Annotated in this window: 26 protein-coding genes; 19 read left to right on the forward strand and 7 right to left on the reverse strand. The window is 61.7% G+C overall.

The window, feature by feature from the left end; genetic code table 11:
* The first annotated feature begins 84 nt into the window (after window positions 1–84).
* The 3 genes from fliF (at window position 85) to visR (ending at window position 4,120) form a co-directional block, all read left to right on the forward strand.
* A complete protein-coding gene (gene fliF, locus AYK65_RS03120; protein WP_081157896.1) occupies window positions 85–1,758 on the forward strand; it encodes a flagellar basal-body MS-ring/collar protein FliF in 1,674 nt (557 codons plus the stop codon).
* An 872-nt stretch (window positions 1,759–2,630) separates the two neighbouring features.
* A complete protein-coding gene (gene visN, locus AYK65_RS03125) occupies window positions 2,631–3,368 on the forward strand; it encodes a transcriptional regulator VisN (RefSeq protein ID WP_046119870.1) in 738 nt (245 codons plus the stop codon).
* Window positions 3,369–3,379: 11 nt separating this feature from the next.
* On the forward strand, window positions 3,380–4,120 hold the full coding sequence (gene visR, locus AYK65_RS03130) for a transcriptional regulator VisR (protein WP_046119869.1): 741 nt from the start codon (window positions 3,380–3,382) through the stop codon (window positions 4,118–4,120).
* A 154-nt stretch (window positions 4,121–4,274) separates the two neighbouring features.
* On the opposite strand, the gene AYK65_RS03135 is transcribed toward visR, so the two are convergent.
* The 6 genes from AYK65_RS03135 to motA all read right to left on the reverse strand — a co-directional run bounded on the left by AYK65_RS03135 (window position 4,275) and on the right by motA (window position 9,563).
* Window positions 4,275–4,721 (reverse strand): hypothetical protein, encoded by a 447-nt coding sequence (locus tag AYK65_RS03135; RefSeq protein WP_081157897.1) that lies wholly within the window; start codon window positions 4,719–4,721, stop codon window positions 4,275–4,277.
* The gene (flhB, locus tag AYK65_RS03140) at window positions 4,718–5,800 is read right to left on the reverse strand and encodes a flagellar biosynthesis protein FlhB (RefSeq protein WP_081157898.1); all 1,083 of its coding nucleotides are present in this window, start codon (window positions 5,798–5,800) and stop codon (window positions 4,718–4,720) included. Before flhB ends, AYK65_RS03135 begins: the two co-directional genes overlap by 4 nt.
* A 228-nt stretch (window positions 5,801–6,028) precedes the next feature.
* Window positions 6,029–7,057: a flagellar motor switch protein FliG gene (fliG, locus tag AYK65_RS03145; protein WP_081157899.1), complete on the reverse strand. Its 1,029-nt coding sequence runs from the start codon at window positions 7,055–7,057 to the stop codon at window positions 6,029–6,031.
* 30 nt (window positions 7,058–7,087) lie between these two features.
* A complete protein-coding gene (gene fliN / locus AYK65_RS03150) occupies window positions 7,088–7,687 on the reverse strand; it encodes a flagellar motor switch protein FliN (RefSeq protein WP_081157900.1) in 600 nt (199 codons plus the stop codon).
* A gap of 53 nt (window positions 7,688–7,740) precedes the next feature.
* Entirely contained in the window at window positions 7,741–8,688 is a 948-nt protein-coding gene (locus tag AYK65_RS03155; protein WP_139793115.1) for a FliM/FliN family flagellar motor switch protein, read from the reverse strand.
* Window positions 8,685–9,563, reverse strand: coding sequence for a flagellar motor stator protein MotA (gene motA / locus AYK65_RS03160; RefSeq protein WP_026613229.1), 879 nt, complete (start codon window positions 9,561–9,563; stop codon window positions 8,685–8,687). Before motA ends, AYK65_RS03155 begins: the two co-directional genes overlap by 4 nt.
* Before the next feature lie 179 nt (window positions 9,564–9,742).
* Between motA and AYK65_RS03165 the strand changes: the two genes are divergently transcribed.
* The 16 genes from AYK65_RS03165 to AYK65_RS03240 all read left to right on the forward strand — a co-directional run bounded on the left by AYK65_RS03165 (window position 9,743) and on the right by AYK65_RS03240 (window position 22,150).
* Window positions 9,743–10,522 (forward strand): DUF1217 domain-containing protein, encoded by a 780-nt coding sequence (locus AYK65_RS03165; protein ID WP_026613228.1) that lies wholly within the window; start codon window positions 9,743–9,745, stop codon window positions 10,520–10,522.
* 1 nt (window position 10,523) lies between these two features.
* On the forward strand, window positions 10,524–11,249 hold the full coding sequence (gene flgF / locus AYK65_RS03170; RefSeq protein ID WP_026613227.1) for a flagellar basal-body rod protein FlgF: 726 nt from the start codon (window positions 10,524–10,526) through the stop codon (window positions 11,247–11,249).
* 66 nt (window positions 11,250–11,315) lie between these two features.
* Complete coding sequence (gene fliI, locus AYK65_RS03175; protein ID WP_046119863.1) at window positions 11,316–12,725, forward strand: flagellar protein export ATPase FliI; 1,410 nt, start codon at window positions 11,316–11,318, stop codon at window positions 12,723–12,725.
* 103 nt (window positions 12,726–12,828) lie between these two features.
* Entirely contained in the window at window positions 12,829–13,380 is a 552-nt protein-coding gene (locus AYK65_RS03180) for a flagellar protein (RefSeq protein ID WP_139793116.1), read from the forward strand.
* A gap of 216 nt (window positions 13,381–13,596) precedes the next feature.
* The gene (gene flgB, locus AYK65_RS03185) at window positions 13,597–13,977 is read left to right on the forward strand and encodes a flagellar basal body rod protein FlgB (protein ID WP_046119798.1); all 381 of its coding nucleotides are present in this window, start codon (window positions 13,597–13,599) and stop codon (window positions 13,975–13,977) included.
* Between the two features lie 5 nt (window positions 13,978–13,982).
* Entirely contained in the window at window positions 13,983–14,402 is a 420-nt protein-coding gene (gene flgC / locus AYK65_RS03190; RefSeq protein WP_046119797.1) for a flagellar basal body rod protein FlgC, read from the forward strand.
* Window positions 14,402–14,737: a flagellar hook-basal body complex protein FliE gene (gene fliE, locus AYK65_RS03195; RefSeq protein WP_046119796.1), complete on the forward strand. Its 336-nt coding sequence runs from the start codon at window positions 14,402–14,404 to the stop codon at window positions 14,735–14,737. The genes flgC and fliE overlap by 1 nt, the downstream gene beginning before the upstream one ends.
* A gap of 11 nt (window positions 14,738–14,748) precedes the next feature.
* Window positions 14,749–15,537 (forward strand): flagellar basal-body rod protein FlgG, encoded by a 789-nt coding sequence (flgG, locus tag AYK65_RS03200; protein WP_081157901.1) that lies wholly within the window; start codon window positions 14,749–14,751, stop codon window positions 15,535–15,537.
* Between the two features lie 18 nt (window positions 15,538–15,555).
* Window positions 15,556–16,065 (forward strand): flagellar basal body P-ring formation chaperone FlgA, encoded by a 510-nt coding sequence (gene flgA, locus AYK65_RS03205; RefSeq protein WP_046119795.1) that lies wholly within the window; start codon window positions 15,556–15,558, stop codon window positions 16,063–16,065.
* A complete protein-coding gene (locus AYK65_RS03210; RefSeq protein WP_046119794.1) occupies window positions 16,062–17,177 on the forward strand; it encodes a flagellar basal body P-ring protein FlgI in 1,116 nt (371 codons plus the stop codon). Before flgA ends, AYK65_RS03210 begins: the two co-directional genes overlap by 4 nt.
* Entirely contained in the window at window positions 17,174–17,713 is a 540-nt protein-coding gene (locus tag AYK65_RS03215; RefSeq protein ID WP_046119793.1) for a MotE family protein, read from the forward strand. Before AYK65_RS03210 ends, AYK65_RS03215 begins: the two co-directional genes overlap by 4 nt.
* Window positions 17,710–18,420, forward strand: a complete 711-nt coding sequence (gene flgH, locus AYK65_RS03220; protein WP_046119792.1) for a flagellar basal body L-ring protein FlgH — start codon at window positions 17,710–17,712, stop codon at window positions 18,418–18,420. Before AYK65_RS03215 ends, flgH begins: the two co-directional genes overlap by 4 nt.
* A 40-nt stretch (window positions 18,421–18,460) precedes the next feature.
* Window positions 18,461–18,949 (forward strand): flagellar basal body-associated FliL family protein, encoded by a 489-nt coding sequence (locus tag AYK65_RS03225; RefSeq protein WP_046119791.1) that lies wholly within the window; start codon window positions 18,461–18,463, stop codon window positions 18,947–18,949.
* A gap of 7 nt (window positions 18,950–18,956) precedes the next feature.
* On the forward strand, window positions 18,957–19,694 hold the full coding sequence (gene fliP / locus AYK65_RS03230) for a flagellar type III secretion system pore protein FliP (RefSeq protein WP_046119790.1): 738 nt from the start codon (window positions 18,957–18,959) through the stop codon (window positions 19,692–19,694).
* A 294-nt stretch (window positions 19,695–19,988) separates the two neighbouring features.
* Window positions 19,989–20,885, forward strand: coding sequence for a flagellin N-terminal helical domain-containing protein (locus tag AYK65_RS03235; RefSeq protein ID WP_046119789.1), 897 nt, complete (start codon window positions 19,989–19,991; stop codon window positions 20,883–20,885).
* 248 nt (window positions 20,886–21,133) lie between these two features.
* Window positions 21,134–22,150, forward strand: a complete 1,017-nt coding sequence (locus tag AYK65_RS03240) for a flagellin N-terminal helical domain-containing protein (protein ID WP_046119788.1) — start codon at window positions 21,134–21,136, stop codon at window positions 22,148–22,150.
* Between the two features lie 164 nt (window positions 22,151–22,314).
* Here the strand turns inward: AYK65_RS03240 and AYK65_RS33450 are convergent, their stop codons facing one another.
* Complete coding sequence (locus AYK65_RS33450) at window positions 22,315–25,677, reverse strand: calcium-binding protein (RefSeq protein ID WP_210190400.1); 3,363 nt, start codon at window positions 25,675–25,677, stop codon at window positions 22,315–22,317.
* Between the last annotated feature and the right edge of the window lie 34 nt (window positions 25,678–25,711).

Consider the following 25,711-nt stretch of genomic DNA (forward strand, 5'->3'; position numbering starts at 1 on the left):
CAGCAAACCCGAATGTTGGAGCTGCGCATGGCGCCGGCCGGATAGACGGATCGGTTGCCCTGCGATACTGGGTGCGGAAACAGAATGAATCTGTTCGATCAATTTTCGGCGTTCACGAAAAATCTGAGCAATCTCGGGCAGGGCAAGCTGATTGCGCTTGCTGTGGCTGGCATCGTGGCGATTGGCTTCGTTCTCGGCGCCGGCATTTACGTCAACAGGCCGTCCTACGAGACGCTCTATGTCGGTCTCGAGCGCAGCGATGTCACCCAGATCAGCATTGCGCTTGCCGAGGCCAATATCGATTTCGAGGTCGGTACCGATGGCGGCAGCATTCAGGTGCCGGTCGGTATGACCGGCAAGGCCCGTCTGTTGCTTGCCGAGCGCGGCCTGCCGAGCAGTGCCAACGCCGGCTACGAACTCTTCGACAATGTCGGCTCGCTGGGTCTCACTTCCTTCATGCAGGAAGTGACGCGCGTGCGCGCGCTTGAAGGCGAAATCGCCCGCACGATCCAGCAGATCTCCGGTATCGCCGCCGCGCGCGTGCACATCGTCATGCCGGAGCGCGGCAGGTTCCGGAAAGCCGAACAGACGCCGACGGCGTCGGTGATGATCCGCGCGAGCGCCACGGTCGGCCGAAACGCCGCCGCCTCGATCCGCCATCTGGTCGCATCGTCGGTGCCGGGGCTCGATGTAGACGACGTGACCGTGCTCGATTCGACCGGCCAGCTTCTCGCCTCCGGCGACGACCCGGCGAACAGCGCCCTCAACCAGTCGCTCGGCGTTGTCCAGAACGTGCAGAGCGACCTCGAGAAGAAGATCGACAATGCGCTGGCGCCCTTTCTCGGCATGGACAATTTCCGTACCAGCGTCACTGCCAAGCTCAACACCGACGCGCAGCAAATCCAGGAAACCGTCTTCGACCCCGAATCGCGGGTCGAGCGCTCCACGCGGGTGATCAAGGAAGAGCAGAAGTCCAGTCAGCAGCAGCCGGACAATGCCGCAACCGTGCAGCAGAACATTCCTCAGGCGGCGCCGCGCGGTGGCGCCGGGCCGCAGTCGAGCGATGAGGCGGCGAAAAAGGAAGAGCAGACGAATTACGAGATCAACAGCAAGACGATCGCCACCGTCAAGAACAGCTATTCGATCGAGCGATTGTCGATTGCTGTCGTCGTCAATCGCGGCCGGCTTGCGGCCATGGTCGGCGAGGCGGCCGATCAGGCCAAGATCGACGCTTATCTCAAGGAAATGCAGGGGATCGTGTCCTCGGCCGCTGGCGTCGATCCGAGCCGGGGCGACGTCGTCACGCTCAATGCGATGGATTTCGTCGAGACGCAACTGCTCGATCAGGCGGTCCCGGGGCCGGGCATCATGGAAATGCTGACGCGCAATCTCGGCGGCATCATCAACGCGCTCGCCTTCGTCGCCGTCGCCTTCCTGGTCGTCTGGATGGGCATGCGGCCGCTTGCGCGCCAATTGGGCTTCGGCGGCCGGGCCGGTCAGCTCGAAGGCGAAGCCGCCGGTCTGGAGCTGCCGGATTTCTCGCCCGCCGGTGCAGGTGCGGGAGGCGCCCTCATGGAGGGCTTCGGTTCCGACTTCGGCTTCGATGGCGCGGACGATCTGCTCAATCTTGGCGACGAAAGCAGCTTCAACCGCCGCGTCAAGGAAGGACCGGAACGGCGGCTGGCGCGGATGGTGGAGATCAGCGAGGAGCGGGCCGCGAAAATCCTGCGCAAATGGGCTCTCGACCGCGCCGCCTGACGCAAGTCGCAACGGAAAAGACATATCCCGCCCTGGAGGCGGGATTTCTCTTTTGAGGGTATCGGAAGATGGGCCTTGTTTTCGGCCCGCTTCGCGTTGGCGCCTGCGCTGCCGCCTTGCGCGGATAGTGCAACGTAACTCGCGCGGTGAATATTGGCGAAGTCTAATAGATTTCGACGCTGGCGCGGCGGAATCCGCGATAAGAATCCATATTGCGCGTCGGAGTCACGGTCCCTGCATTCCTCACACAATTTAATAGAAATTTAACGCTTTTAGATTCGAGAGCGCCGATGCCGCCCGGGTGGGGCAGCCGATTACTGGCCGTTGTTTGCAGCTCTCGAGGTTTCCAGTAACTATAACTTCGAAAGGATGAAATATAATTTCGTGTATAGTTCCTGTTATTCCTCGTGTTGCTGTGGTTTCTCCGCTGTCGATTTGATGCATTTTGGCAACAGCGGAGACGATAAAGTAATGTTGCGCGTTATCATTTCGAAGCGTTTGACGTGCGCGACGGCGTCGGCGCTGCAGAAAGCGCCTCGCTTTGCTTCTCACGGACGCCGCATTCCAGCCCGCGCCGCAACGCGCAGCGGGCTGCGATTTTTCGGAAAACCTTTAAATATCATATTATTGCTCAACTCGCCTCCGCTCCGGAGAGTCATGTTTTCAATAGGAGAGCGATGGCGGAATGCGAGGTTCCTTCACGAGAAAATGCGCAAGTAAACGGCCGACACGCGCCCGTGTCATTTGGGGGGAAGCGATGTATAGTTTAGCAATTGATTCGCGTCCTGATTTGCGAGTGGTGGCACAGATACCGGGTTGGACCGGCAGGGCAAAATTAAGGGCGGTGAATCGGGGCACGGGGGCTGAAAGTCATGGAGATGTCGCGGGTCGACGCAGTCTGGTCTTTTGAGACCGCTGTGTCGCGGGTGTCTGGTCGGGGAATTTCGCGGGAACAATTGATCCGAAGGCTCGGGGAACTGGCTGGGCGCAGCGGTCTCGGCAGCGGATTGGCGGCGCTGACGGAATATGTCGGCGCAACGCACTACCTTCTCGCCCGCCATGATCTTTCCCAGGACGGCGGGCTTGATTTTGTCGTCTGCTCTGACTGGCCTTTCGATATCGTCCGGCGCCTGTCGGGCATCGTCGCCGGACTGAATGCGAAGACGACGGAACTGGAAAAGTGCCTCGCCGTCCTCCAGCCCACGTTCCAAACGGTGCCCGACGACATCGATCTGCCGCGTGGCGTCAGCCGAACCTATTGCGCCGTCGCGTTCAACGTGGGGCGATGCCGGTTCTCCCTGATGCTCCTGTTTCCCGCGGACGTCATTCTCTCGCAGGAGGCGCTGCGCGACGTCGCCGTCTTGGCGGGCTATGTCGCAAGCCTGAAGACCGAAGTCGGAATCCGCCAGGATCGGGAGTTCGAGCTGACCGAGCGCGAACTCGAATGCCTTTTCTGGATCGCTGAAGGCAAGACGAGTGAGGAGATTGCCGTCATCCTCGGCATCTCCCGCAACACGATCAACAACTACATCACCAGCGTGATGCGGAAGACGGCGACGCGCACCAGATCGGAAGCGATCGCCCACGCGGTGCGCAACAATCTCGTTTAGGAGTGACGAGGATGTCCTATTTCGTGATGGAAGATGGCGACGACGCCGGCCGATCCGGCCGAACCGGGCGCGCGGCGCGGGCCGCAACCCTGGTGACGCGGCTGCAGGCGATGCAGCGGCAGATCAACGCAAAGAACTTCGCCGTCCTGCGCATCAACGGAAGGGGCATGCCCGCGGCGCGCAAGCTCACCTGCGTCCTCCACAATTGGGGCGTCGCCTCGGAAGCGAACGCATATGATCTGATCAAGGTCTACGGCGACGAACTGCTTCAGCATCTCGATCGTTCGCTGCTGCCCGTGCTCTGGGACGGGCAGGGCGAGCACCAGGCCGCCGAAGCAACCGATTTCCGTCAATTCACCCGGCGGCTGGAGGGGCGGCAGCTCTCCTATTCGGGGATTGCGTTTCCGATACGGCTCGGCGCGCAGGGCAATGGCTATGTCGTCTTTGCGGGAAGCTACCTCGACGCCTCGGGCGAACAGATCGTCGACCTGCACGGCCGCAGCGCGCACATCATGACCGACATGCTCGCGGCAGACGAGAAACGCTTCTTCAAGGCCGAGGCCCTGAGCGATCGCGAGATCGCCTGCCTGCAGATGGCGGGCGACGGTCATATCAGCGAGGAGATTGCCGAAAAGATGGGCCTTTCCGTGCACACGGTGAACGCCTATCTCGGCGCGGCGACGACGAAGCTCGATTCGGTCAACCGGATCCAGGCGATCGCCAAGGCGATACGGCTCGGTTACATCAGCTAACAGCGGCTGTTCATCAAATTCGCCCCTCATCGGCCTGCCGGCCACGTTCTCCCGCGAGCGGGCGACGGGAACTCGCGGTAGCGCTTCGCTTAAGTCCCTCTCGCCGCGCGGGGGCATGCGCGGGGAGAGGGTTAGGGGGCGAGCCTGCTCCCGATCAGCTCGCCAGCGGCAGCGGGTAGGACTTGACGAACTTCGCTTCCTCGAGGCTCTTTGCGAGAAAGGCCGTGTTTTCGTCCGGATCGCTCGAGGGCTGCTGGAAGTTGATGTGGCTGATCTCGATGCCCGCCGTGTCGGCCGCGAGCACAAGACGCGCATAGACGGTGACGCCGCGCGGCTTCAGCTCAAGGTCGAGGATGATCTCCGGGCAACTGTTCCAGTCCAGATTGTAGTTGCCGCCGAGACCGAAGTTCACGGTGCCGGGCAGGAAATAGAGTTCCGCCGCCGATTCCACGAGATCGGCCAGGCTCGCATAGGACTCAAACCGCAGCAGCGCGATGAAATCCGCAGCGTCGATCAGGCGCAGTTCCGTTGCAATCGGGCGGATCGCTTCCGCCACAATCTGTTCGCGTTTTTCGGAGAATTCGCTCTTTCTCAAGATTATGTCACCCGTCTCTGTTGCGGCTGAGCCGAATAAACCCGGTGAATGAGCTCGGCGACTGCCTTGTAAAACACCGGTGGAATGACACTATCTACCGAGACTTGTGCAAACATGGAGCGTGCGAGCGGCGGATCCTCGAAGACGGGGATGCCGTTCTTTTCGGCAATCTCGCGGATCTTCAAGGCCACGAGGTCCTGTCCCATCGCGACGACGACCGGCGCCTCGCTTTCTTCGCGAACATAGCGCAGCGCGACGGCATAGTGGGTCGGGTTTGCGATCACCAAAGTGGCGCGGGGCACCGAGGCGATCATGCGTTTGCGGGCGCGATCGCGCTGCATCGATCGCAATCGCGATTTGACGATCGGGTCGCCCTGGGACTGTTTCAGCTCCTCCTTGACCTCATGCCTGGTCATCCTGAGTTCTGTGTACCAGTGATGGCGGGTCCAGAAGAGATCGACTATCGCAAGCACCGCGGTCGCGAAAAGAACGACGATGATGATCTGCTTGAGGTCTGAGACCATTGCCGTGAAGATCGTCACCGGATCCGAGAACATCAGGTCGAGCGCGGCGAAGTAGTCGTTCCACAGAACGAAGACGACGATGGCCGAAATGGCGATGATCTTGAACAGCGACTTGCCGAACTCCACCAGTCCCGGGACGCCGTAAATGCGCTTGAAGCCTGCGACCGGCGACACGCGGTTCCATTTGGGCTGGATGCGGTCGAGCACCGGCCGCGGCAGGTTCTGGAAGATCGACGATCCGACGCCGAAGAGGATGAGCAGGATGAAGATCGGCACGAGAAGCGCTGCGGACTTCAGGAGGACGTGTGAAATCAGCGCGACGGCGTCGGTGGCCGTATCGAGGCGCCAGGCTTCCGGTTGTTCGAAGATGTCCTTCAGTGCTTCGGCCGTCGTGGCCGCGCCGTCCGAAAGAAAGAAGACGACGAAGATGTAGATCGCGAGCATCGACGCGAACGCGGTGACTTCGCGAGAGAAGGGGACGTTGCCCTTTTCGGCCGCATCGGACAGTTTCTTTTCCGACGGCGCCTCTGTTTTGCTTTCCTTGTCCTGCTCTTCCGACATGAAAGAGGAAGCCCCCGGCCGCCTGGCAAACGAACGTCAACGAGGCGGAGCTGCAGCCGAGCACCTAGTTGGACGGATAAAGGTCACCGCAGCGCTCGGAATTGCTGACGCCGGCTCCTGTCGTGAACCCGGAGGCATTCGCGCGCAAGAGCCGAAAGCCGGCAATTGCCTAGGTTCAACAGAAATCAGCACCAGGCGCCGGCTTGCCGAGCGGGAGATGACTCGGCGTCAGGCGGCTTCTGCTTCTTTTTCCTTGAGCTCGAGCTGTCCGCTGGCGGCCAGACGAATCGCTTCCTGGGTGATCGAGCGTCTGGCGATCGCGATGTCGCGCGGGTTGATGCCGGCGTCGCCGATCGCGAGGTCCGCTTCGATCATGCGCCGCTGGCGGGCGCCGATGGAGGCTAGAATCGATTCGCGCAGTTCCGGGGCCGAGCCCCTGAGCGCCATCGTGATGACGTCCGTCGAGACATCGTTGAAGAGCTGCACGCGGCTTCTTTGCGGCATGTAGAGGATGTCGTCGAAGAGGAAGATCTTCGGCCGGACCCTCTTGGCCGAATCGGTGCTGATGCTTTCGAGCGAGGCAAGCAGCGTATCGACCTGCGGCTTCTCCAGCTCGTTCATCACTTCGGCGATCTTGGCCGGTCCGGGCGAATTGCGTTCGGCCTCCATCTCCTCGATCATCTCGATCACGCGCGCCTCGATGATGGCGGACGCTTTCGGGCTGACGTTCTTGATGTTGACGGCGCGGTTGAGGACATCCGGCCGCTGCTTGTCGGAGAGCTGCAGCAGTACCTTGGCGCCGAAGCTCGACGGCATCATCGACAGCACATAGGCGATCGTCTGCGGATGTTCCTCGGCGAGCAGTTGAGCAATGGCGGTTGGGTCACAATCCATGAGCCGATCCCAGATGCTCGCCTCGTAGGATTGGAAGGTGGCCCGGCGGCCAAGCAGGCCGTCCACCTCGTCCGGCGTCAGGCCCTCTTCGAGGATGCTCTCGATCGCCTTGGCATTGTCCATCAGGCCGGCCCCTTCCGTGAAGAGATCCTCGAATTCGTTAACGAGCGCTTCGAGTTCATGCGGGGGGATGGCTCTGAGCGATTGCGCCGCGGCGATGATCGCCTGCAACTCGCCCTGCGTGAAGAACTTCAAGAGCTTCCCGGCCACGGATTTGCCCATGGCGAGCAGCACGGCCGCCGCCTTTTCCGTCTGGCTCAGCGGTTGCGCCAACGCCTGCTCGAAACTTCCGAAATCCGTCATGGATTCATCCCTCGCCCAATCATCGGGCTGCTACTTCTTGCTGCCTATTATCTCGATGAGCTTGACGCCGAAGCGGGTCACATCGCCCTCGAGGACGGTGATTTCGCCGCGGCCGATCACCCGGCCGTTGACCATGATCTCGACCGGCTCGCCGATCTTGCGGTCGAGCGCGATCGTGGCGCCCTCGTTGAGCCCCATCAGACCCGAAACCTGCATGCGACTGGTGCCGAGCACGATCTGGACATCGATCGGAATGTCCATGATCAGGTCCATATTGGCCGTCATGGCGCTTCCCGGTGCCGGTTCGCTCACAGCTGCTGCCGAATCGAAATCGCCGCCCATGAAGCCGGTGCCGGCGTCGAAGCCACCGACGTTGCCCGTATCGGCGAAATCGCCGCCGAAACCGCCGGCGTCGAAATCGCCGCCGAATGCGGCGCCGCCGCTAGCCCCAAAGTCGCTGCCGAAATCCGCCGGCGAAGCGAGCGGCTCGGCGGCGAAGTCTGCGCCGAAGTCGCTCGTTCCGCCGTCCTTCTTGAGAACGCCGCGCAGGTCGTCGATCGCCTGGTCGAGTTCGACGTCTGCCGTGAATGCGGCCGGTTCTGCGGTGGGTGCTGCTTTCTTTGGTGCCATGTGCGGAATATTCCAGTTGAACCTTGCCTCAGGCATTCTGCCGACGAGGCTGATTAACTCATGATGTGGCGAAGGATGTCCTGTTCGGAACCGTGGGTATCCCTGACGCGGACCGTGTACTTCGAACCCGAGCGGCCGAACTCGCAAACATAGAGGTCGCGGCCATTGGCGTTCACGTCGACACGCACCTCAGAGCCATCGTGAAACGGGATCACGTCCCCCGGCTGCAGGCGACTGATCGTGTTCAGCGTCAGGCTTTCCAGTCGAATGCGCGCCTCGAGCGTCACTGCCGAACGGCGAACCTGCTCTTCGAGCTGTTCCGCCCACTCGCTCTTCGCGTTTTGGTTCTCGCCTGCGCCTCTGACGGAGGCGATCTCGGTCTTGAGAAGCACGCTTTGCGGAACGATCACGGAGAAAGTGGAAAGCACTGGCCCAAGGCCAATGGTCATGTCGATCGCGGCCGCATAGACATCCTCGATCGTGGGGTCAGGCTTCGGTCGTTCGGGGCTGTTGTAGGGGCGGCCGACGACCGGTTCGAACCCGCCTGGCGCGTCTACCGCGGTCCGCAGAACCTCCGCGACCTTGTGGAACACCGGCACGCCGACATCGATCTCGATTTTCGAGAGAGGCCGCGGCAGCGGCTCCTCGATGCTCGTCGGCTCGGCTCCGAGCACGGCTTCGACCAGGGCGATAAGCACCGGGCTGTCGCAGCCGATCTGAAAATCCGTGCACCAGTTGCGCAGTGAAACGTCGCCGAGCACGGCCCCGTCTCCGAGATCCGCGATCACTTCGTTGCGAAGCCCGGTGCGGAAGCCTGCGTAGCCGATCGTGATGTCGCACCCGGTCTCCGCCTCGAGCATGTCCGGCAGAAGTTCGCTGAAGACCTGGCCGAGCTCGAGCGCAATACGGCCGATGATCTTGTCTTCACCAAGCGCACCGATCATGCGGGCAAGTAGCCTTTTGTCGAATGCGTGGACGTTCGATGCGATGCTCATGATCAAGCCGCCTTGCTCTCGCTGCCACCGCCCGGGTTCATCATCTCCTGTTCGACTGCGTCGATAGACGGCCGTTCATAGGCGGAGATGGTCTTGCGGCCGTATTCGAGCGCGACCTGCGGAACCGAGCCATTCATATAGGCAAGCAGCGTCTGTTTCACGATGACGTAAAGCCGGTTCTGCTTCTCGCGTACGGCCTTGATGTTCGAGACGAGCGGGCTGACGATCGAATAGGAAAGGAACACGCCGAGCAACGTCCCGACGAGCGCGGCGGCGATCTTGGCGCCCAGCACTTCCGGCGCTTCGCTGATCGCTCCCATCGCCTTGATGACGCCGAGGACCGCCGCGACGATACCGATCGCCGGCAGTGCGTCGCCCATGGTTGTCAGAGCGTGATAGCACTTCATCTTATCGTGGGTGATCGTCTGGATTTCCTCGTCCATCAGCGCCTCGATCTCGTGCGAGCGGGCGTTGCCGATGATGATGAGGCGCACATAGTCGCAGATGAAGGCGGTCAGTTCCTTGTTCTGCAGGACGGTCGGTGCGGACTGGAAGATCGAGGATTCTTCCGGATTGTCGATGTGGCTTTCAATCTCGTTGCGAGACTTGGTCCTCAGGTCGCGCATCAGGCTGTAGAGCACGCCGAGCGTGTCGAGATAGTGCCGCTCCTTCGGAACCTTGTGCTTGAAGGCCTCCAAAAGCGCCTTGCCGGTGTCTTTGACCACCTTCATCGAGTTGGCCATGATGAAGCCGCCGATACCTGCCCCACCGATGATCATCAGCTCGAAGGGCTGGTTCAGGACTTCGAGATGGCCGCCCATCGCCATGTATCCGCCGAGGATACAGCCGAAAGTCACAAGAAGCCCGATGATGATGTTCATTGCCGATACCTGTCGCGATCCTTGATTTTCCTCCGAGGGAATAGGCTCTGATCCTTGCGTGAGGCTGGCCCCGAATCCGGTGCGGATGCGGCGGTCGAGACAGGTTCGCGCAAGCCAACGCGGTCAGATTTTGCAAGCTCGGGCCGCGGCGCCCGTTTATGGGACAGGGCGAACCGATCGTGACCACGACCTATACGAGCTACAGGCTGATAACCGCAGACCTTACGAGGTCTTTGCAGCGCGTCTCCGAACAGCCGGACGTCGCCCGCGAGACCGAATATTACCTGGCGAAGATCGGCAGCATCAAAACGATCGACGACTTTTTTGCCGATAACCGGCTCTACAATTACGCGATGAAGGCGCATGGCCTCGAGGACATGGCCTATGCCAAGGCATTTATCCGTAAGGTGCTTTCCGAAGGCGTCGACAAAGAGGACGCCTTCGCCAACAAGCTCGCGGACTCGCGCTACAAAGCTCTGGTCGAGTCCCTGGATTTTGCCCGCCACGGCGAAGCGGCGACTTCGTTCGACCGCGCGCAGAAAGGCGTCGTCGACAAATATACGCGCCAGACGCTGGAGCAGAATGCCGGCGAGGAAAATACCGGCGTACGGCTGGCGCTCTACTTTCAGCGCATGGCGCCGACGATCACCAACGGCTACGAAATCATTGCCGACGAGGCGCTTTCCGAGGTGTTCCGGACCGCGCTGCAATTGCCGGACGAGTTCGCGGCCGCGGACGTGGATCGCCAGGCGGAGGCCTACGAGACGGCGATCGATCTCAAGGACTTCCAGGATCCCCAAAAGCTCGCGGCTTTTCTCGATCGCTTCACCGCTCTTTGGGAAATCGAAAATTCCTCCGATAGCTACGATCCGCTTGCCGTATTCGGTTCGTCGAGCGGCTACGGAATTTCTCCCGACCTGCTTCTCACCATCAACAACCTGAAACTCGGAGGACGCTGACGTGCAGACCGGCCTTTATGTGGCGCTCTCGTCGCAGATGGCGCTCGAAAAGCGCCTGAACACGCTTGCCGACAACGTCGCCAATTCCAACACGGTCGGCTTCCGCGGCACGGAAGTGAAGTTCAACCAGGTGCTGGGCGATACGAAGCCGACGAAAGTCTCCTATGTTTCCGAAGGCGAGGAATTTCTCAACACCAATAACGGCGCTCTTGCGCGCACCGGCGCTGCGCTCGATTTTGCCGTCAGGGGCGAGGCCTGGTTTTCGATCGACACTCCAGGCGGGCCGGCGCTGACACGCGACGGGCGGTTCATGCTGACGGAGACCGGCGAACTCGTGACCATCAAGGGGTATCCGGTGCTCGATGCCGGCGGCGCGCCGATACAGTTGAACGGCGGAGCGGGTGAGATCACCGTCGGCGCCGACGGCGCCATTCACCAGAACGGCGTCCAGGTCGCGCTGCTGGGGCTCTATGAAGCCGATTTCAGCAAGGGCTTCATGCGCTATGACAATAGCGCCGTGATGCCGGCCGCCCCGCCCGAGCCTGTCGTGGACCGCTTCGGCGTCGGCGTGATGCAGGGCTTCCTTGAAGAATCGAACGTCAATGCCATTCAGGAAATGTCGCAGCTCATCATGATTACCCGCGCCTTCGACAACATCACCGCGCTGATGCGTGACAGCGAGGGATCGCTCGATGAAGCGATCAAGACGCTCGGCGGTAGCCGCTAGACCCACCTCTGATATGCGCCGGCGGTCTTCGCCCGCGTCTCGACCAGTGCTGACCTGACGGAAATCATGGAACGCCAAAGCTCTGACACCATCGCGACCTCGACATCGCTGGCGGCGCTTGCCGGCCTTGTCGAACGTTATGCGAAACCCGATTTTGCGATCGCGCCAGGGGGCCATGTCCAGACGATTTCGCCGGGGCACTATACCGTCACCGGCCTTTCCCGCCACGTCCGGCTCGGCGATTTCGTCGCCCACAAGAGCGCAACCGGCACGCATCTCGGCGAAGTCGTGCGGGTCGAGCCCGAGCGGGTGGTCGTCTGCCCGATCGAGCCAGGCGATCCGATCGGCATTCATGACGTCGTCATCCGCAAGGGCGCCTTCCGGATTGCGCCGACCGACAAGTGGTGCGGCCGCACGATTAACGCCTTGGCCGAGCCGATCGACGGTCTCGGCCCGCTCCTCCAAGGCGACATCCGCCGTTCGATCTCGAACACCGCGCCGCCATCCATGACTCGCAAGCGCGTCGAGCGGGGTTTCAAGACAGGTGTGCGCGCGATCGACATCTTTTCGCCGCTCTGCCTCGGGCAGCGTCTCGGCATCTTCGCCGGCTCCGGCGTCGGTAAGTCGACGCTGCTTTCCATGCTGGCGCGTGCCGACGCCTTCGACAAGGTGGTGATCGCGCTGGTCGGCGAGCGCGGGCGCGAGGTGCGCGAATTCATCGAGGATACGCTCGGCGACAACCTCGCCAAATCGGTCGCCGTCGTCGCCACCAGTGACGAAAGCCCGATGCTCAGGAAAATGGCGCCGCTTACCGCCGTCACGATCGCCGAGCACTACCGCGACAAGGGCGACAATGTCCTGCTCATCGTCGACAGCGTCACCCGCTTCGCCCATGCGATCCGCGAGGTCGCGACGGCGGCCGGCGAGCCGCCGATCGCGCGCGGCTACCCGGCCTCCGTATTCACCGAACTGCCGCGCCTGCTCGAACGCGCCGGCCCCGGCGCGGAGGGGACGGGCACGATCACCGCGATCATTTCGATTCTCGTCGACGGCGACAATCACAACGATCCGGTCGCCGATTCGGCGCGCGGCATTCTCGACGGGCACATTGTGCTTGACCGCAGTCTCGCGGAGGAGGGGCGCTATCCGCCGATCAACCCGCTCGCCTCGATATCGCGCCTCGCCAGGAAGGCCTGGACATCGGACCAGGAGAAGCTCGTCGCCCGGTTAAAATCGCTGATCCACCGCTTCGAGGAAACGCGCGATCTGAGGCTGATCGGCGGTTATCGCCCGGGCGGCGACGCCGATCTCGACATGGCGATCAAGCAAGTGCCCGTCGTCTACGATGTCCTCAAGCAGACTCCCGGCGAGCGGCCGGCCTTCGACGCCTTCACCGATCTCGCCAATGCGCTGAAGGCGGCAGCAATGGGGAACCAGCCGGGCGCCGGTGCCGGCATGCGGGGAAGAGCGGGATGAGAAAACGCAGGCGCCGTGTTCCGCGCGCATCCCGCTTCAACTTACTAGGCTCGTTGATTTCCGATCGCCGCCACTGGAGGTCATCGTGATCCGGAGGATAGGAATGAGGGACTCCGACGCAGACGAAATCGTTCGCCAACGGCGGCGCGAAGCCAAGATGCCCTTGATCGACAAGATCCTGGGGGCGATCGGGCTGGCGATGGCCGCTGCCGCGACCTTCCTACCCTGGTACGTCTTTCTGCACCCGGAAAAATTTTCGATTCCTCCGCTCTGGCAAGGAACGACGCGCGACCTGCCGGAACGCCCGGGCCGCTCGGTCGTGTCGGTCTCGCCATTGGCGATGACGGACATGGACAGCGAGACCGCCGCTGCGGTCGATCGTCTGACGACGGCGACGGTACCCGGTCTCGATGGGGAAACGGCCAAGGACAAGGAGAGCGCGAAAGAGGGCCTCGACCAGCCTTTTCCGGGACGTGCGGGCTTCAAGCTGATGCACGTCGCCAATGGCCGCGCCCTGATCGAGGATGCGAGCGGCATGTATATCGTCCGCGTCGGTTCGGTTCTGCCGGACAACAGCCGGCTCGCCACCTTCGAGGAGCGCGGCGGCCGCTGGGTGATGGTCACCTCCAAGGGTGAGGTCTACGAGGCCAGGTAGCGCGGCTGCAGGTCGTCCTGCGAATCCCGGCCACGCTGTTATTCCCCCTCTCCACGACCTTCTGTTGTCGCTCGCCGCATCCGGGTCGGAGGATTTTGGCGCGCCACCGCGGGAGGCCCGCCCGGAAACACACGAACATTCTCGTGTTCGGCATCTCCCGACAAGTCCCACGCAAGATTGCCTGCCTAGGTTCGCCATCAGCAGCAGGAGCTCTTGATGGAACCGATTCAGCTTTTCGAACTCGCGTCACGGCAGGCCCAATGGCTGACCGTTCGCCAGAACGTCGTGGCTGGCAACATCGCCAATGCCAACACGCCGCACTACAAGGCGAAGGACGTGCAGCCCTTCGAAAGCGTTCTCCAGAACACCGGCATCCAGATGGCCGCGACCCATCGCGCCCATTTCACCCAGAGCCCGGAAGCCGCCCAGGTGACCGAGGTGAGTGCGCTCGATGACGTCGCGGTGCAGCAGTCCGGCAACAGCGTCGCGCTCGAAGAGGAAATGATGAAGACCGGTGAGATCAAGCGCGACTACGAGCTCAATGCGGGGCTGGTGAAGGCCTTTCACCGGATGATGCTCATGACGGTACGGAAGTAAGAACCATGGATCCATTGACCTCTGCGCTGAAAGTCTCGTCCTCCGGTCTGCAGGCGGAATCGACCCGCTTGCGCATCGTGTCGGAAAACATCGCCAACGCCCGTTCGTCCGGCGACGTGCCCGGCGCCGATCCGTACCGCCGCAAGACGATCAGTTTCGCCGCAGAGGTCGATCGGGCGAGCGGCGCAGCTCTCGTCGAGGTGCAGCGCCTCGGCACCGACGATTCGGACTTCAATATCGAGTTCGATCCCGGCAATCCGGCGGCTGACGAGAAAGGCATGGTCAAGATGCCGAACGTCAACATCCTGATCGAAATGGCCGACATGCGCGAGGCGAACCGCGCCTATGAGGCCAACCTGCAAACCATCAAGCAGTCTCGCGATCTCATCTCCCAGACAATCGACCTGTTGAGGGCTTCGCAATAATGATCGACGCAATCCAGTCCATCGGCGCCTTTTCGGCCATGAAGGAGGCCGAAGGGACGAGCCTCACCTCATCCTCCGCGCTCGTCACGCCGGCAGCCGGGACTGCCGTCCCGCAATCGCAGAGCTTTGCGGAAGTCCTCGGCAACATGACCACCGACGTCGTCCAGTCGATGAAATCCGCCGAAGGGGTGTCGCTACAGGCGGTCCGCGGCGAAGCCAACACCCGTGAAGTGGTCGACGCCGTCATGAATGCGGAACAGTCGCTGCAGACGGCGCTCGCCATCCGCGACAAGGTGGTCACCGCCTATCTCGAAATCGCGCGCATGCAGATCTGAGGGAACGAGACATGAAGGCCCTTTCCATCGCCGCCACGGGCATGAGCGCCCAACAACTGAACCTCGAGGTCATCGCGAACAACATCGCGAACATCAACACGACGGGCTACAAGCGGGCGCGCGCCGAGTTTTCGGACCTGCTTTACCAGACCGAGCGCGCCCAGGGCGTGCCGAACCGTTCCAACCAGGCGATCGTGCCGGAAGGCGCGATCATCGGGCTCGGCGTGCAGACCGCCGCCGTCCGCAACCTCCATATCCAGGGCAGCCTCGTCAATACCGGCAACGACTACGATCTCGCGCTCGTCGGTCGCGGCTGGTTCCAGATCGAGACTCCGGACGGCGAGACGGTCTATACGCGCTCCGGCGCCTTCAACACCAATGCCACCGGCCAGCTCGTCACCATCGACGGCTACACCGTGGTCCCTGGCATCACCGTGCCGCAGGATGCGACCGAAATCACCTTCACCTCCTCGGGTCAGGTGATGGTGCGCATCGGCAACGACACGGAACTGCAGGAGATCGGTCAGCTGACGATCGCGAATTTCGTCAACGAGGCCGGCCTCGAGCCGATGGGCGAGAACCTCTTCCGGCAGACGCCGGCCTCGGGCGATCCGATCGTCGGTACGCCGGCCGACCCGGGTTTCGCGCAGATCAAGCAGAACTATCTCGAGGCCTCGAACGTGGATCCGGTGAAGGAGATCACCGACCTGATCTCGGCCCAGCGCGCCTACGAGATGAACTCCAAAATCATTCAGGCCGCGGACGAAATGGCGGCCACGGTGAGCAAGAACCTCAGGTAAGGGCAAGAGGAGGCAAACATGACGTTTCGCCGATCCGTCGAAAGGACAGCTGTCGGAAGCGGCCTCGCCGCCCGGCTGCGGACCATCGCATTCGCCGCGATGGCCATCGCCTTCCTGTCGCCTTCGGCCGCCTCCGCCGAGCCGCCAACGGCGGTCATCCCGAAGCAGACGATCTATCCCGGCGAAGCGCTTGATGCGAGCATGCTGGAGGTCGTCGACGTCACCAATCCGGATCTGCGCGACGGCTATGTGCGCTCGCTCGAGGAGATCGAAGGCAAGGTGACGAAGCGCACCCTTCTTCCCGGGCGTGTGATCCTCGCCTCGGCGCTGCGCGAGCAATACGCGGTCGAGCGCGGTTCCACGATACGGCTCGTTTTCAACAACGGCGGACTGATGATCACGGCGGCTGGCTCTCCGCTGCAGGATGCTGCGGTCGGCGAGCTGATCCGCGTGCGTAACATTGATACCGGCGTCATCGTTTCGGGAACGGTGATGGCGGACGGTACGATCCATGTGGTGGCGAAATGAAGATGCGCGCCTTGAATTGGCTGTTGACCTTCGCGGTGGCTTTTGCCGCGGCCCTGACCCCTGTCCATGCCGCCTCGCGCATCAAGGATGTCGCCTCGCTGCAGGCGGGCCGGGACAACCAGCTCATCGGCTACGGCCTGGTCGTGGGGCTGCAGGGAACCGGCGACAGCCTGCGCTCCTCGCCTTTCACCGATCAGTCCATCCGCGCAATGCTGCAGAATCTCGGCATCTCCACCCAAGGCGGCCAGTCGCGCACGCGCAACGTGGCGGCGGTCCTCGTCACCGCGACGCTGGCGCCTTTCGCAAGCCCCGGCAGTCGCCTCGACGTGACCGTCGGCTCCTTGGGCGATGCGACGTCGCTGCGCGGCGGTACGCTGGTCATGACCTCGCTTTCAGGCGCCGACGGGCAGATCTACGCTGTGGCGCAGGGCTCCGTCGTCGTCAGCGGCTTCAACGCTCAAGGGGAAGCCGCTGAACTGTCGCAGGGCGTGACCACGGCTGGTCGTGTTCCGAACGGCGCCATCATCGAGCGGGAATTGCCGTCCAAGTTCAAGGACGGTTTCAACCTCGTGCTGCAATTGCGCAACCCCGACTTTTCGACGGCCGTCGGCATGGCGGCGGCGATCAACAAATATGCCGCAGCGCAGTTCGGCGGCCGCATCGCCGAAGCCTTGGACTCGCAATCGGTCCTGGTCCAGAAACCGAAGATGGCGGATCTCGCGCGGCTGATGGCCGATGTCGAGAGTCTGGTGATCGAGACCGATGCGCCGGCTCGCGTCGTCATAAACGAGCGGACGGGAACGATCGTCATCGGTCAGGATGTCCGCGTCTCCGAGGTGGCGGTGAGCTACGGTACGCTGACGGTACAGGTCACCGAAACGCCGACCATCGTGCAGCCGGAGCCGTTCTCGCGCGGCCAGACGGCCTACGAACCCAACACGACGATCGAGGCCCAGGCCGATGGCGGCACGGTGGCGATCCTCAACGGGTCGAGCCTTCGTCAGCTCGTCGCCGGCCTCAACAGCATCGGCGTCAAGCCGGACGGGATCATCGCGATCCTCCAGAGCATCAAGTCGGCGGGAGCCCTACAGGCGGAGCTTGTTCTGCAATGACCGGACATTTGGACCATCTTCGCGGCACTCCGCTCCGCCCTCTCCTCGCCTCGGTCGCCGGCGCGCTGATGTTGGCGATGCCGGGCGCCTTCGCGCAGGACGTGACGGCGGCGCCGGCGGAAGACGCCACTGCAAGCGAAATCGAGAAGTTCTGCACCAATATCGCCGACGCCGCACGCGACCAGCGCTATCTCCTGCAGCGCAAGGACCTGGAGGCGCTGCAGGCGAGCGTCGACGGGCGCATCGCTACGCTCGAGAAGCGCCGTGCCGAATATGAGGACTGGCTGAAGCGCCGCAACGATTTCCTGAAGCAGGCGGAGCTGGGCCTTGTCGACATCTATAAGACGATGAAGCCCGATGCCGCCGCGGGCAAGCTCGAGATGGTGCGCCCTGAGATCGCCGCGGCGATCGTCATGAAGCTGCCGCCGCGCCAGTCTTCGCTGATCCTAAGCGAAATGAGCGACGACAAGGCAGCGGTGCTCACCAACATCATCTCGAGCGCGAGCGACCCCAACACCTCGAAGGAGCCATCATGAGAACGCGTATCACGGCCGTACTGGCCGCAGGTCTCCTGGCGGGGTGCCAGAACCAGGCCTTCAACGAAATCGGACGGGCGCCCTCCATGAGCCCGATCGGCAGCGGCCTGCAATACACGCAGACACCGCAGCTCGCCATGTATCCGAAGCAGCCGCGCCAGGTCACACATGGATACTCGCTTTGGAACGATCAGCAGGCGGCGCTCTTCAAGGACGCGCGCGCGATCAACATCGGCGACATCCTGACGGTTGATATAAGGATCGACGACAAGGCGTCCTTCGAAAACGAGACGGATCGCAGCCGAACCAACTCGAGCGGCTTCAATCTCGGCGCCCGCGGCGAGTCGCAGACGAGCGACTTCGCCTGGTCGGGCGATCTCGAATACGGCTCGAACACCAAGACCGAGGGCGACGGCAAGACGGAGCGCTCGGAGAAGCTCAGGCTGCTCGTCGCCGCCGTCGTCACCGGCGTTCTCGAAAACGGCAACCTCCTGATCAGCGGTTCCCAGGAAGTGCGCGTCAACCACGAACTGCGCATCTTGAACGTCGCCGGCATCGTCCGGCCGCGGGATGTGGATGCAGACAACGTCATCTCTTACGACCGCATCGCCGAAGCCCGCATCTCCTATGGCGGTCGCGGCCGCCTGATGGAAGTGCAGCAGCCGCCATGGGGTCAGCAGGTCGTGGATCTCGTCTCGCCGATTTGATCGACGAAACCCGGAGAACGAGACCGTACGGAACGACACGATGGAAGAAACCGAGAGCAAAGAAACGAAGTCCCCCTCGCTGGTGATGACCATTGCAGCCGTGGCCGTGCTGACACTCGTCGCAGGCGGTGGCGGCTGGCTCGTCGGCGCGATGCTGGCGCCGCCACCGGCGGAAAAGACGGGGACAGCCGAAATCGCGCCGAACGCCACCGGCGAGGAAGAGGTTCCGAAGATCGCCACGGAAGCAAACGGTATCGTCGAGCTCGAGCCGATCACGACGAATCTCGCCTATCCGTCAGAAAACTGGGTCCGCCTCGAAGTCGCGCTTCAGTTCGATGGCGCTCCCGACGTCACGCTGGCGGAAACGATACACCAGGACATTGCCGCCTATCTCAAGACCGTGTCGCTGCAGCAAATCCAGGGGCCGCGCGGCTTTCAATATCTCCGGGATGACATCCAGGAGCGGGTTGACCTGCGCTCCGAGGGACGCGTAACGAATGTGATGTTCCGCACCTTCGTCATCCAATGATTCGCTGATGCTCCGGATTGCCACCTTTATAGTCGCCATGATGGCGATGTCGGGAATTGCCGGGGCTCAAGGGTTTCCCGCCGATATCCTGAACACGCCGGTCGAGGGCTCCGTCGCCTCGTGGATCATCCGCACCTTCGGTCTTCTGACCGTTCTTTCGGTGGCACCGGGGATCCTGATCATGGTGACGAGCTTCCCGCGCTTCGTCATCGCCTTCGCGATCCTGCGTTCGGGCATGGGGCTCGCGACGACGCCCTCCAATATGATCATGGTGTCGCTGGCACTCTTCATGACCTTCTACGTCATGGCGCCGACCTTCGACCGCGCCTGGCGCGACGGCATCGATCCGCTCTTGAAGAACGAGATCTCCGAGACCGACGCAATGCAGCGCATGGCGGAACCTTTCCGCGAGTTCATGCTCGCTAATACTCGCGACAAGGACCTGCAGCTCTTCATCGATATTGCCAAGGAAAAAGGCCAGACGGTCGTCGTCGACGACAAGGTTGATCTGCGCGCAGTCGTGCCCGCCTTCATGATCTCGGAAATCCGCCGCGGCTTCGAGATCGGCTTCCTGATCATGCTGCCATTCCTGGTGATCGACCTCATCGTCTCGACGATCACCATGGCCATGGGCATGATGATGCTGCCGCCGACGGCGATCTCGCTGCCCTTCAAGATCCTTTTTTTCGTGCTGATCGACGGCTGGAACCTGCTCGTCGGCAGCCTGGTGCGATCGTTCATCTGACGCAAGCCGGGGAGGCGTCCGCATCGCCTTTCCGGCCGCGCTCGGCCCGCAATAAGATTCCGTTAAGTATAGGATTTCACGCGCGATTCACCACGTTTTTGCGCGGGCTCAGACGCGCCTTTCCGGTTAAGTAGTTGGCAATGAATGGCTGCGAATTTCGTCCTCACACGACGGGTTTGGTGTCCTTCACGAGTTGAGCGGAGCCGAGTGGCATGATGCCGGGCCGTCGTGACCGGTAACGTTCTTTAGTCCGGTATGTCCCCCCATCAGTATTTCGTAAAAGGGACAACGAATATGGCAAGCATTCTCACCAACAGCTCCGCAATGGCCGCGCTGCAGACGCTGCGTTCGATCTCTTCCGGCATGGAAGACACGCAGAACCGGATTTCGTCGGGCCTTCGTGTTGGCTCGGCTTCCGACAACGCCGCCTATTGGTCGATCGCGACCACCATGCGCTCGGACAACGCCGCTCTGTCGTCCGTGACCGACGCACTCGGCATGGGTGCCGCGAAGGTCGATACAGCCTATTCCGGTATGCAAGCGGCAATCGATGTCGTCACGGAAATCAAGGCAAAGATCGTCGCCGCGACAGAAGAGGGCGTCGACGCAGCGAAAGTCCAGGGGGAAATCGATCAGCTCCAGGAACAGCTGCTGAGCGTGGCCCAATCGGCTTCGTTCAATGGCGAAAACTGGATCGCGGGTGCTGCCGCGACCAAGACCGTCGTTACCGGTTTTGTACGCGATTCGGCTGGTGCGGTATCCGTCAAGACGACCAACTATGCGCTGACGGATGCGGCCAACGGCACGCTCCTTTTCACTGACGCGACTGCCGGCACGGGCGGCGTCCTCGGCACGGCGCAAGCCAACGGCAACACTGTTGCAACCCTCAATATTTCCGCCATGACTGCGGCCCAGCTCGCCAACGCGCTCACTGACGTCGAATCCGCGCTGACGGCAATGACCAGCGCCGCTTCGTCGCTGGGCTCGATCTCCACCCGCATCGACCTGCAGGAAGACTTTGTCGCCGAGCTCAGCGACTCGATCGAGCGCGGTATTGGTCGCCTCGTCGATGCCGACATGAACGAAGAGTCGACCCGCTTGAAGGCGCTGCAGACGCAGCAGCAGCTCGCTATTCAGGCGCTCTCGATCGCCAATTCGGACTCGCAGAACATCCTGTCGCTCTTCCGCTAATCGGCGAACCGGCACGGAGGCTGACCGTGCCGCAACGCTGAAAAAGAGCCGCGACCGAACCCGGTCGCGGCTTTTTCATGTTTTTTATTTCGCTTCAGTATTCCTTAACCATCTTGCTGTTTCCTAGCACCATCGAAACGGCGGGTTAACCAAGAAAATTAAGTGGTTAGCAGGCATGACGCTGACCGTCGCTTCCCGGTGCACTCCGGAATGTCCCTTCTTAATCAGCCACTAAGGGGCACTCAAAAATGACAAGCATTCTTACCAACATCGCAGCCATGTCCGCACTCCAGACGCTGCGGACCATCGGCACCAACATGGAAACCACCCAGGGCCGCGTCTCCTCCGGCCTGCGCGTCGGCGAAGCTTCCGACAACGCCGCCTATTGGTCGATCGCGACCACCATGCGTTCCGACAACATGGCGCTCTCCGCTGTAGAAGACGCTCTCGGCCTCGGCGCCGCCAAGGTCGATACGGCGTACGCGGGTATGGAATCGGCCATCGAAGTCGTGAAGGAAATCAAGAAGAAGATCGTCGCCGCCACCGAAGAAGGCGTCGACAAGAAGAAGGTGCAGGAAGAAATTTCGCAGCTTCAGCAACAGTTGATGTCGATCGGGCAATCCGCCTCTTTCTCGGGCGAAAACTGGATCGCCGGCGGTCTCAACACCGGAACCGCGACGCTTAACGTCTCCGTCGTCTCTGGTTTCGTGCGCGACGCTAGCGGCGCTGTCTCGGTCAAGACGACGACCTACACGCTCGATGGTACCACAGCCGCGGCCGCGACGGGCTCTATGAATGTGCTCTTCGGTGGCGACGCGACGGGCGCAATCGATAGCGCCACCGGCATCCTCGGCACCGCGGCATCGGCCTGGACCGGCGTGGACTTCAACGATAGCGTGGCCGGTGTAGATGCCGCGAGCGTGATCGGTGCCTCATCTATCTATACGCTCAATATCGGCGCCTTCACTGCTGCCAATGAGACCCAGGGTATCGCCGAGGCGCTGAAGCTGGTCGAGGCCGGTCTTCAGGCCATGACAAGCGCCGCCTCGGAGCTCGGTTCGATCTCCATGCGCATCGGCCTGCAGGAGGACTTCGTCGCGAAACTGTCGGACTCGATCGACTCTGGCGTCGGCCGTCTCGTCGACGCCGACATGAACGAGGAATCGACCCGACTGAAGGCTCTGCAGACGCAGCAGCAGCTCGCCATCCAATCGCTGTCGATCGCGAACAGCAGCTCGGAAAATATCCTCCAGCTCTTCCGTTAATCGGCAGCGTCGTACCAGGGATTCGACGATCCCTCGCGTTCGGAATGGCCAGTGGTAGAAAGCCGCACCTTGCGAGAGGTGCGGCTTTCGCGCATCAAGAGGAGGCTTCATCGGAGTGAAGAGCGGCGCGGACTATGGACGTCCGCACCGCTTCGTTGTTTAGATCAGATCATGAAGTCCGCTGCGGTTAGCGTGATGGAGCCGGTGAGCTGGATCTGGAAATCGGCAGTTCCGTCACCATCCAGGTCACCGAAGATAGTAGTCAGACCCTCGCTCGCTTCATAACGGAGCTCGCCGGCTGTATTAGCGAATCCATCCGTGCCCACGAACTTTAGGGAGCCGAGCTGGCTGAGATCAATCAAGTCCCCCTGCGCCTGCGCAAAATCTTGGATCAGGTCGCCCTGTCCCGCTGTCGTCGCTTCGCTTGCGCTGTCGAAGACGAAGGTATCGGCACCGCTGCCGCCGAAGAGAACATCCAGTCCGGCTTCGCCGTTCAAGATGTCGTTTCCGGCGTTCCCGGAAACAGAGTTGTCCAGATCATTTCCGGAGCCGATAAAGGACGATGTGCCCGTATAATCCAGGTTCTCGACATTTGCGCCAAGGGCGTAGATGGCTAAGGTGGTCTCGACGGAGTCCGAGCCCCCGCTAGAAAGCTCGATTATGACTGTCGAAGCAGAATCTACGACGTATTTGTCGTCACCGCTTCCGCCCCTGAACGTTGTGGCAATGCTGCCATCAGCAAAGGCGTCGGCATAATTCGACCCCTGGAAGGCTTCGATGCTGTCGAATGTATCGCCTGCGGCATCGCCTGTGTGAATGCCGGTTCCGAGGTCGATGCCAACGCCGATACCAGCATTGGAATAGCTGGCCGTGTCCGTTCCGGCGCCGCCAACGAGCAAGTCCCCACCACCTCCGCCGCGCAACGTGTCGTCGCCACCGCCGGCCACGATGGTGTTGTTACCCAAGTTGCCGATCGCTATGAAATTGACACTTCCAGTATAGATCAAAGTCTCTAAGTTGCTTCCCAAGCTATAGGAGCTCAGCGAGGTATAGACTGCGTCATTGCCGTTGGATGCCGACTCGGTCACAGTAACGGAAGAAACATTGACGACATAGACGTCGTCGCCCGCACCCCCTTGGAGGACTTGGCCACCCGCCGAAGCTGTAAGGTGGTCATCGAAAGCCGACCCGACCACCTTTTCGATGGAGAAGAGGATGTCGCCTTCGGCATCACCGCCGCTGTTCACGCCTGTAGCGAGGTTCACGGTTACTGCCGACGCTGATGCACTGTAGTTGACCGTATCTATACCGCTACCGCCATCGAAATTATTTGCCGGGCTGTCGGCCACGAAGGTGTCGTTGTAACTCGACCCCCTGAACTTCTCGATGCTGGAGAAGGTGTCGCCTGCGGCGTCCCCCGTGTGAATACCTGTTTGCAGATCGATTGTCACTGTAGCGCCGGCCGTAGCGTAGCTGGCGGTGTCGATGCCTGCGCCTCCGATGAGAGTGTCGGCGCCGCCGGCTCCGATTAGCACATCATCTCCGTCTCCTCCCGTGAGGGCATTGGCAAGCGCGTTGCCCTGAGCGGTGAACGAGCCCGTCCCCGCGTAGGTGAGATTTTCCACGTTCGCGGCAAGCGCGAAGTTTGCGATCGCGGTGCGGACTTCGTCTGTTCCTGCTCCAGTGTCTTCAACGATTACGACGTCTACGGAGCCGACGATGTAGACATCATCGCCCTTTCCGCCCTCGAGGACCTGTTGAGCTGAAGCGGTGAGCGTATCGGCGTGGGCCGTGCCGATGATGCGGTTGATCGACGTCAGAATGTCGCCCTCGGCATCGCCGCCGGTTCCGGTTCCGGTGTCGAGGTTGACAGAGATGCCGCTTGCCGAGCTTTGATAACTCGACGTGTCAAAGCCCGCGCCGCCGATGATTGTATCGGCGCCGAGGCCGCCTTCCCAGACCTGTCCGGTGGTGGAAGAAATCAGCGTATCATTGAAGGACGAACCGGCGATGTATTCGATCGAAAGCAGAATATCGCCCTCGGCATCGCCACCGGAGTTGACATTCGTTGAAAGGTCGACGCAGACCGCTGCAGAGGACGCAGCATAGCCGGCCGAGTCGAAACCAGCGCCGCCATCGAGAATGTCAGCGCCGGCACCGCCGTCGAGCAGATCATCCCCAGCACCGCCGCGGAAGGTCTCGCCGGAAGCGCTGCCGACGAGGACATCATCGTAATTGGAGCCGTGCCATTCCTCGATGCTAGCGAAGGTGTCTCCAGCAGCATCGCCGGTGTGAACGCCGATAGCGAGATCGATCGAGACAGCGGACGAAGCCATCGTATAGCTTGCCATGTCTGTACCGGTTCCGCCGATAAGGATGTCCGCGCCGGCGCCGCCGATGAGTACATCGTCGCCCTCGCGCCCATCCAGCGTGTCATCACCGTCCTGCCCGTTGAGCCAGTTTGCGGCCGAACTGCCGAGCAGGCTGTCAGCATATTGCGACCCCAGGAGATTTTCAATGCCGATCAGCACATCACCGTCGGCATATCCGCCGGCTGCCGTGTTGTTTGCCAGGTCTATGCTCACACCCTCATCAGAGCCGGCGTAGACGGAGGTGTCAGAGTCATCACCGCCATCGATTTTGTCTGCGCCGTCGTTGCCGATCACCGTGTCGTTTCCGGCGCCGGCGGTTAGCATATCGTTCCCGGCGCCGCTGGTAATAACGTTGTCGAAGCCGTTGCCATTTCCTACGAAGTTTAAGGAGCCGGTGTAGGTAAGATTGTCGAGGTTGGGGCCTAGCGTGTAGCTGGGGAGCGTTGTCCGGACCTCATCGATGCCTTCATCGGCCGCTTCGGTGATCGTGATACTTTGGGCACCGACGACATAGACGTCATCGCCGTCGCCGCCGACCAACTGGTGCCCCAAGGTCGAGGAGGTCAGCGTGTCGCTGAAGGCGGTGCCGATCACCTTTTCGATGCTGCCGTAGCTGTCGCCCTCGGCATCGCCACCGGCGCCGGTGCCTGCCGTCAGATTGACCTGCACGGCAGCGGTCGAGGTGGAGTAGTCGATGGTGTCTGTGCCGGAACCGCCATTAAAATCGGTGGCGTTGGCATCGGCGATGAAGGTGTCGGCAAAGCCGGAGCCGATGAACTTTTCGATGCTGATGAAGGTGTCACCGGTGGCATCGCCGGTGTGGACGCCGGTCTTCAGGTTGATCGTTACCGCCGCAGCTGCGTTCGAATAGCCGGCGGTGTCGGTGCCGTTGCCGCCATTGAGCACGTCCGCGCCGGCGCCGCCCGTCAGCACGTCGTTGCCGATGCCGCCGACGATGATGTTGTTTCCGCTATTGCCGATGCCGTTGAAGTTGCCGGTGCCGGTATAGGTCAATTGCTCGACATTGGCCCAGTTGGCGATGCTAAGCGCAGAAAAGCCCGTGCGGACCTCGTCATAGCCTTGGCCGGCCGCTTCGGTGATCGTGACGCTCGGGTCGCCGACGACATAGACGTCATCGCCGTCGCCGCCGACCAACTGATGGCCCGTGGTCGAGGAGGTCAGCGTGTCG

It is taken from the genome of Ensifer aridi (assembly GCF_002078505.1).
Lineage (GTDB): Bacteria > Pseudomonadota > Alphaproteobacteria > Rhizobiales > Rhizobiaceae > Sinorhizobium > Sinorhizobium aridi.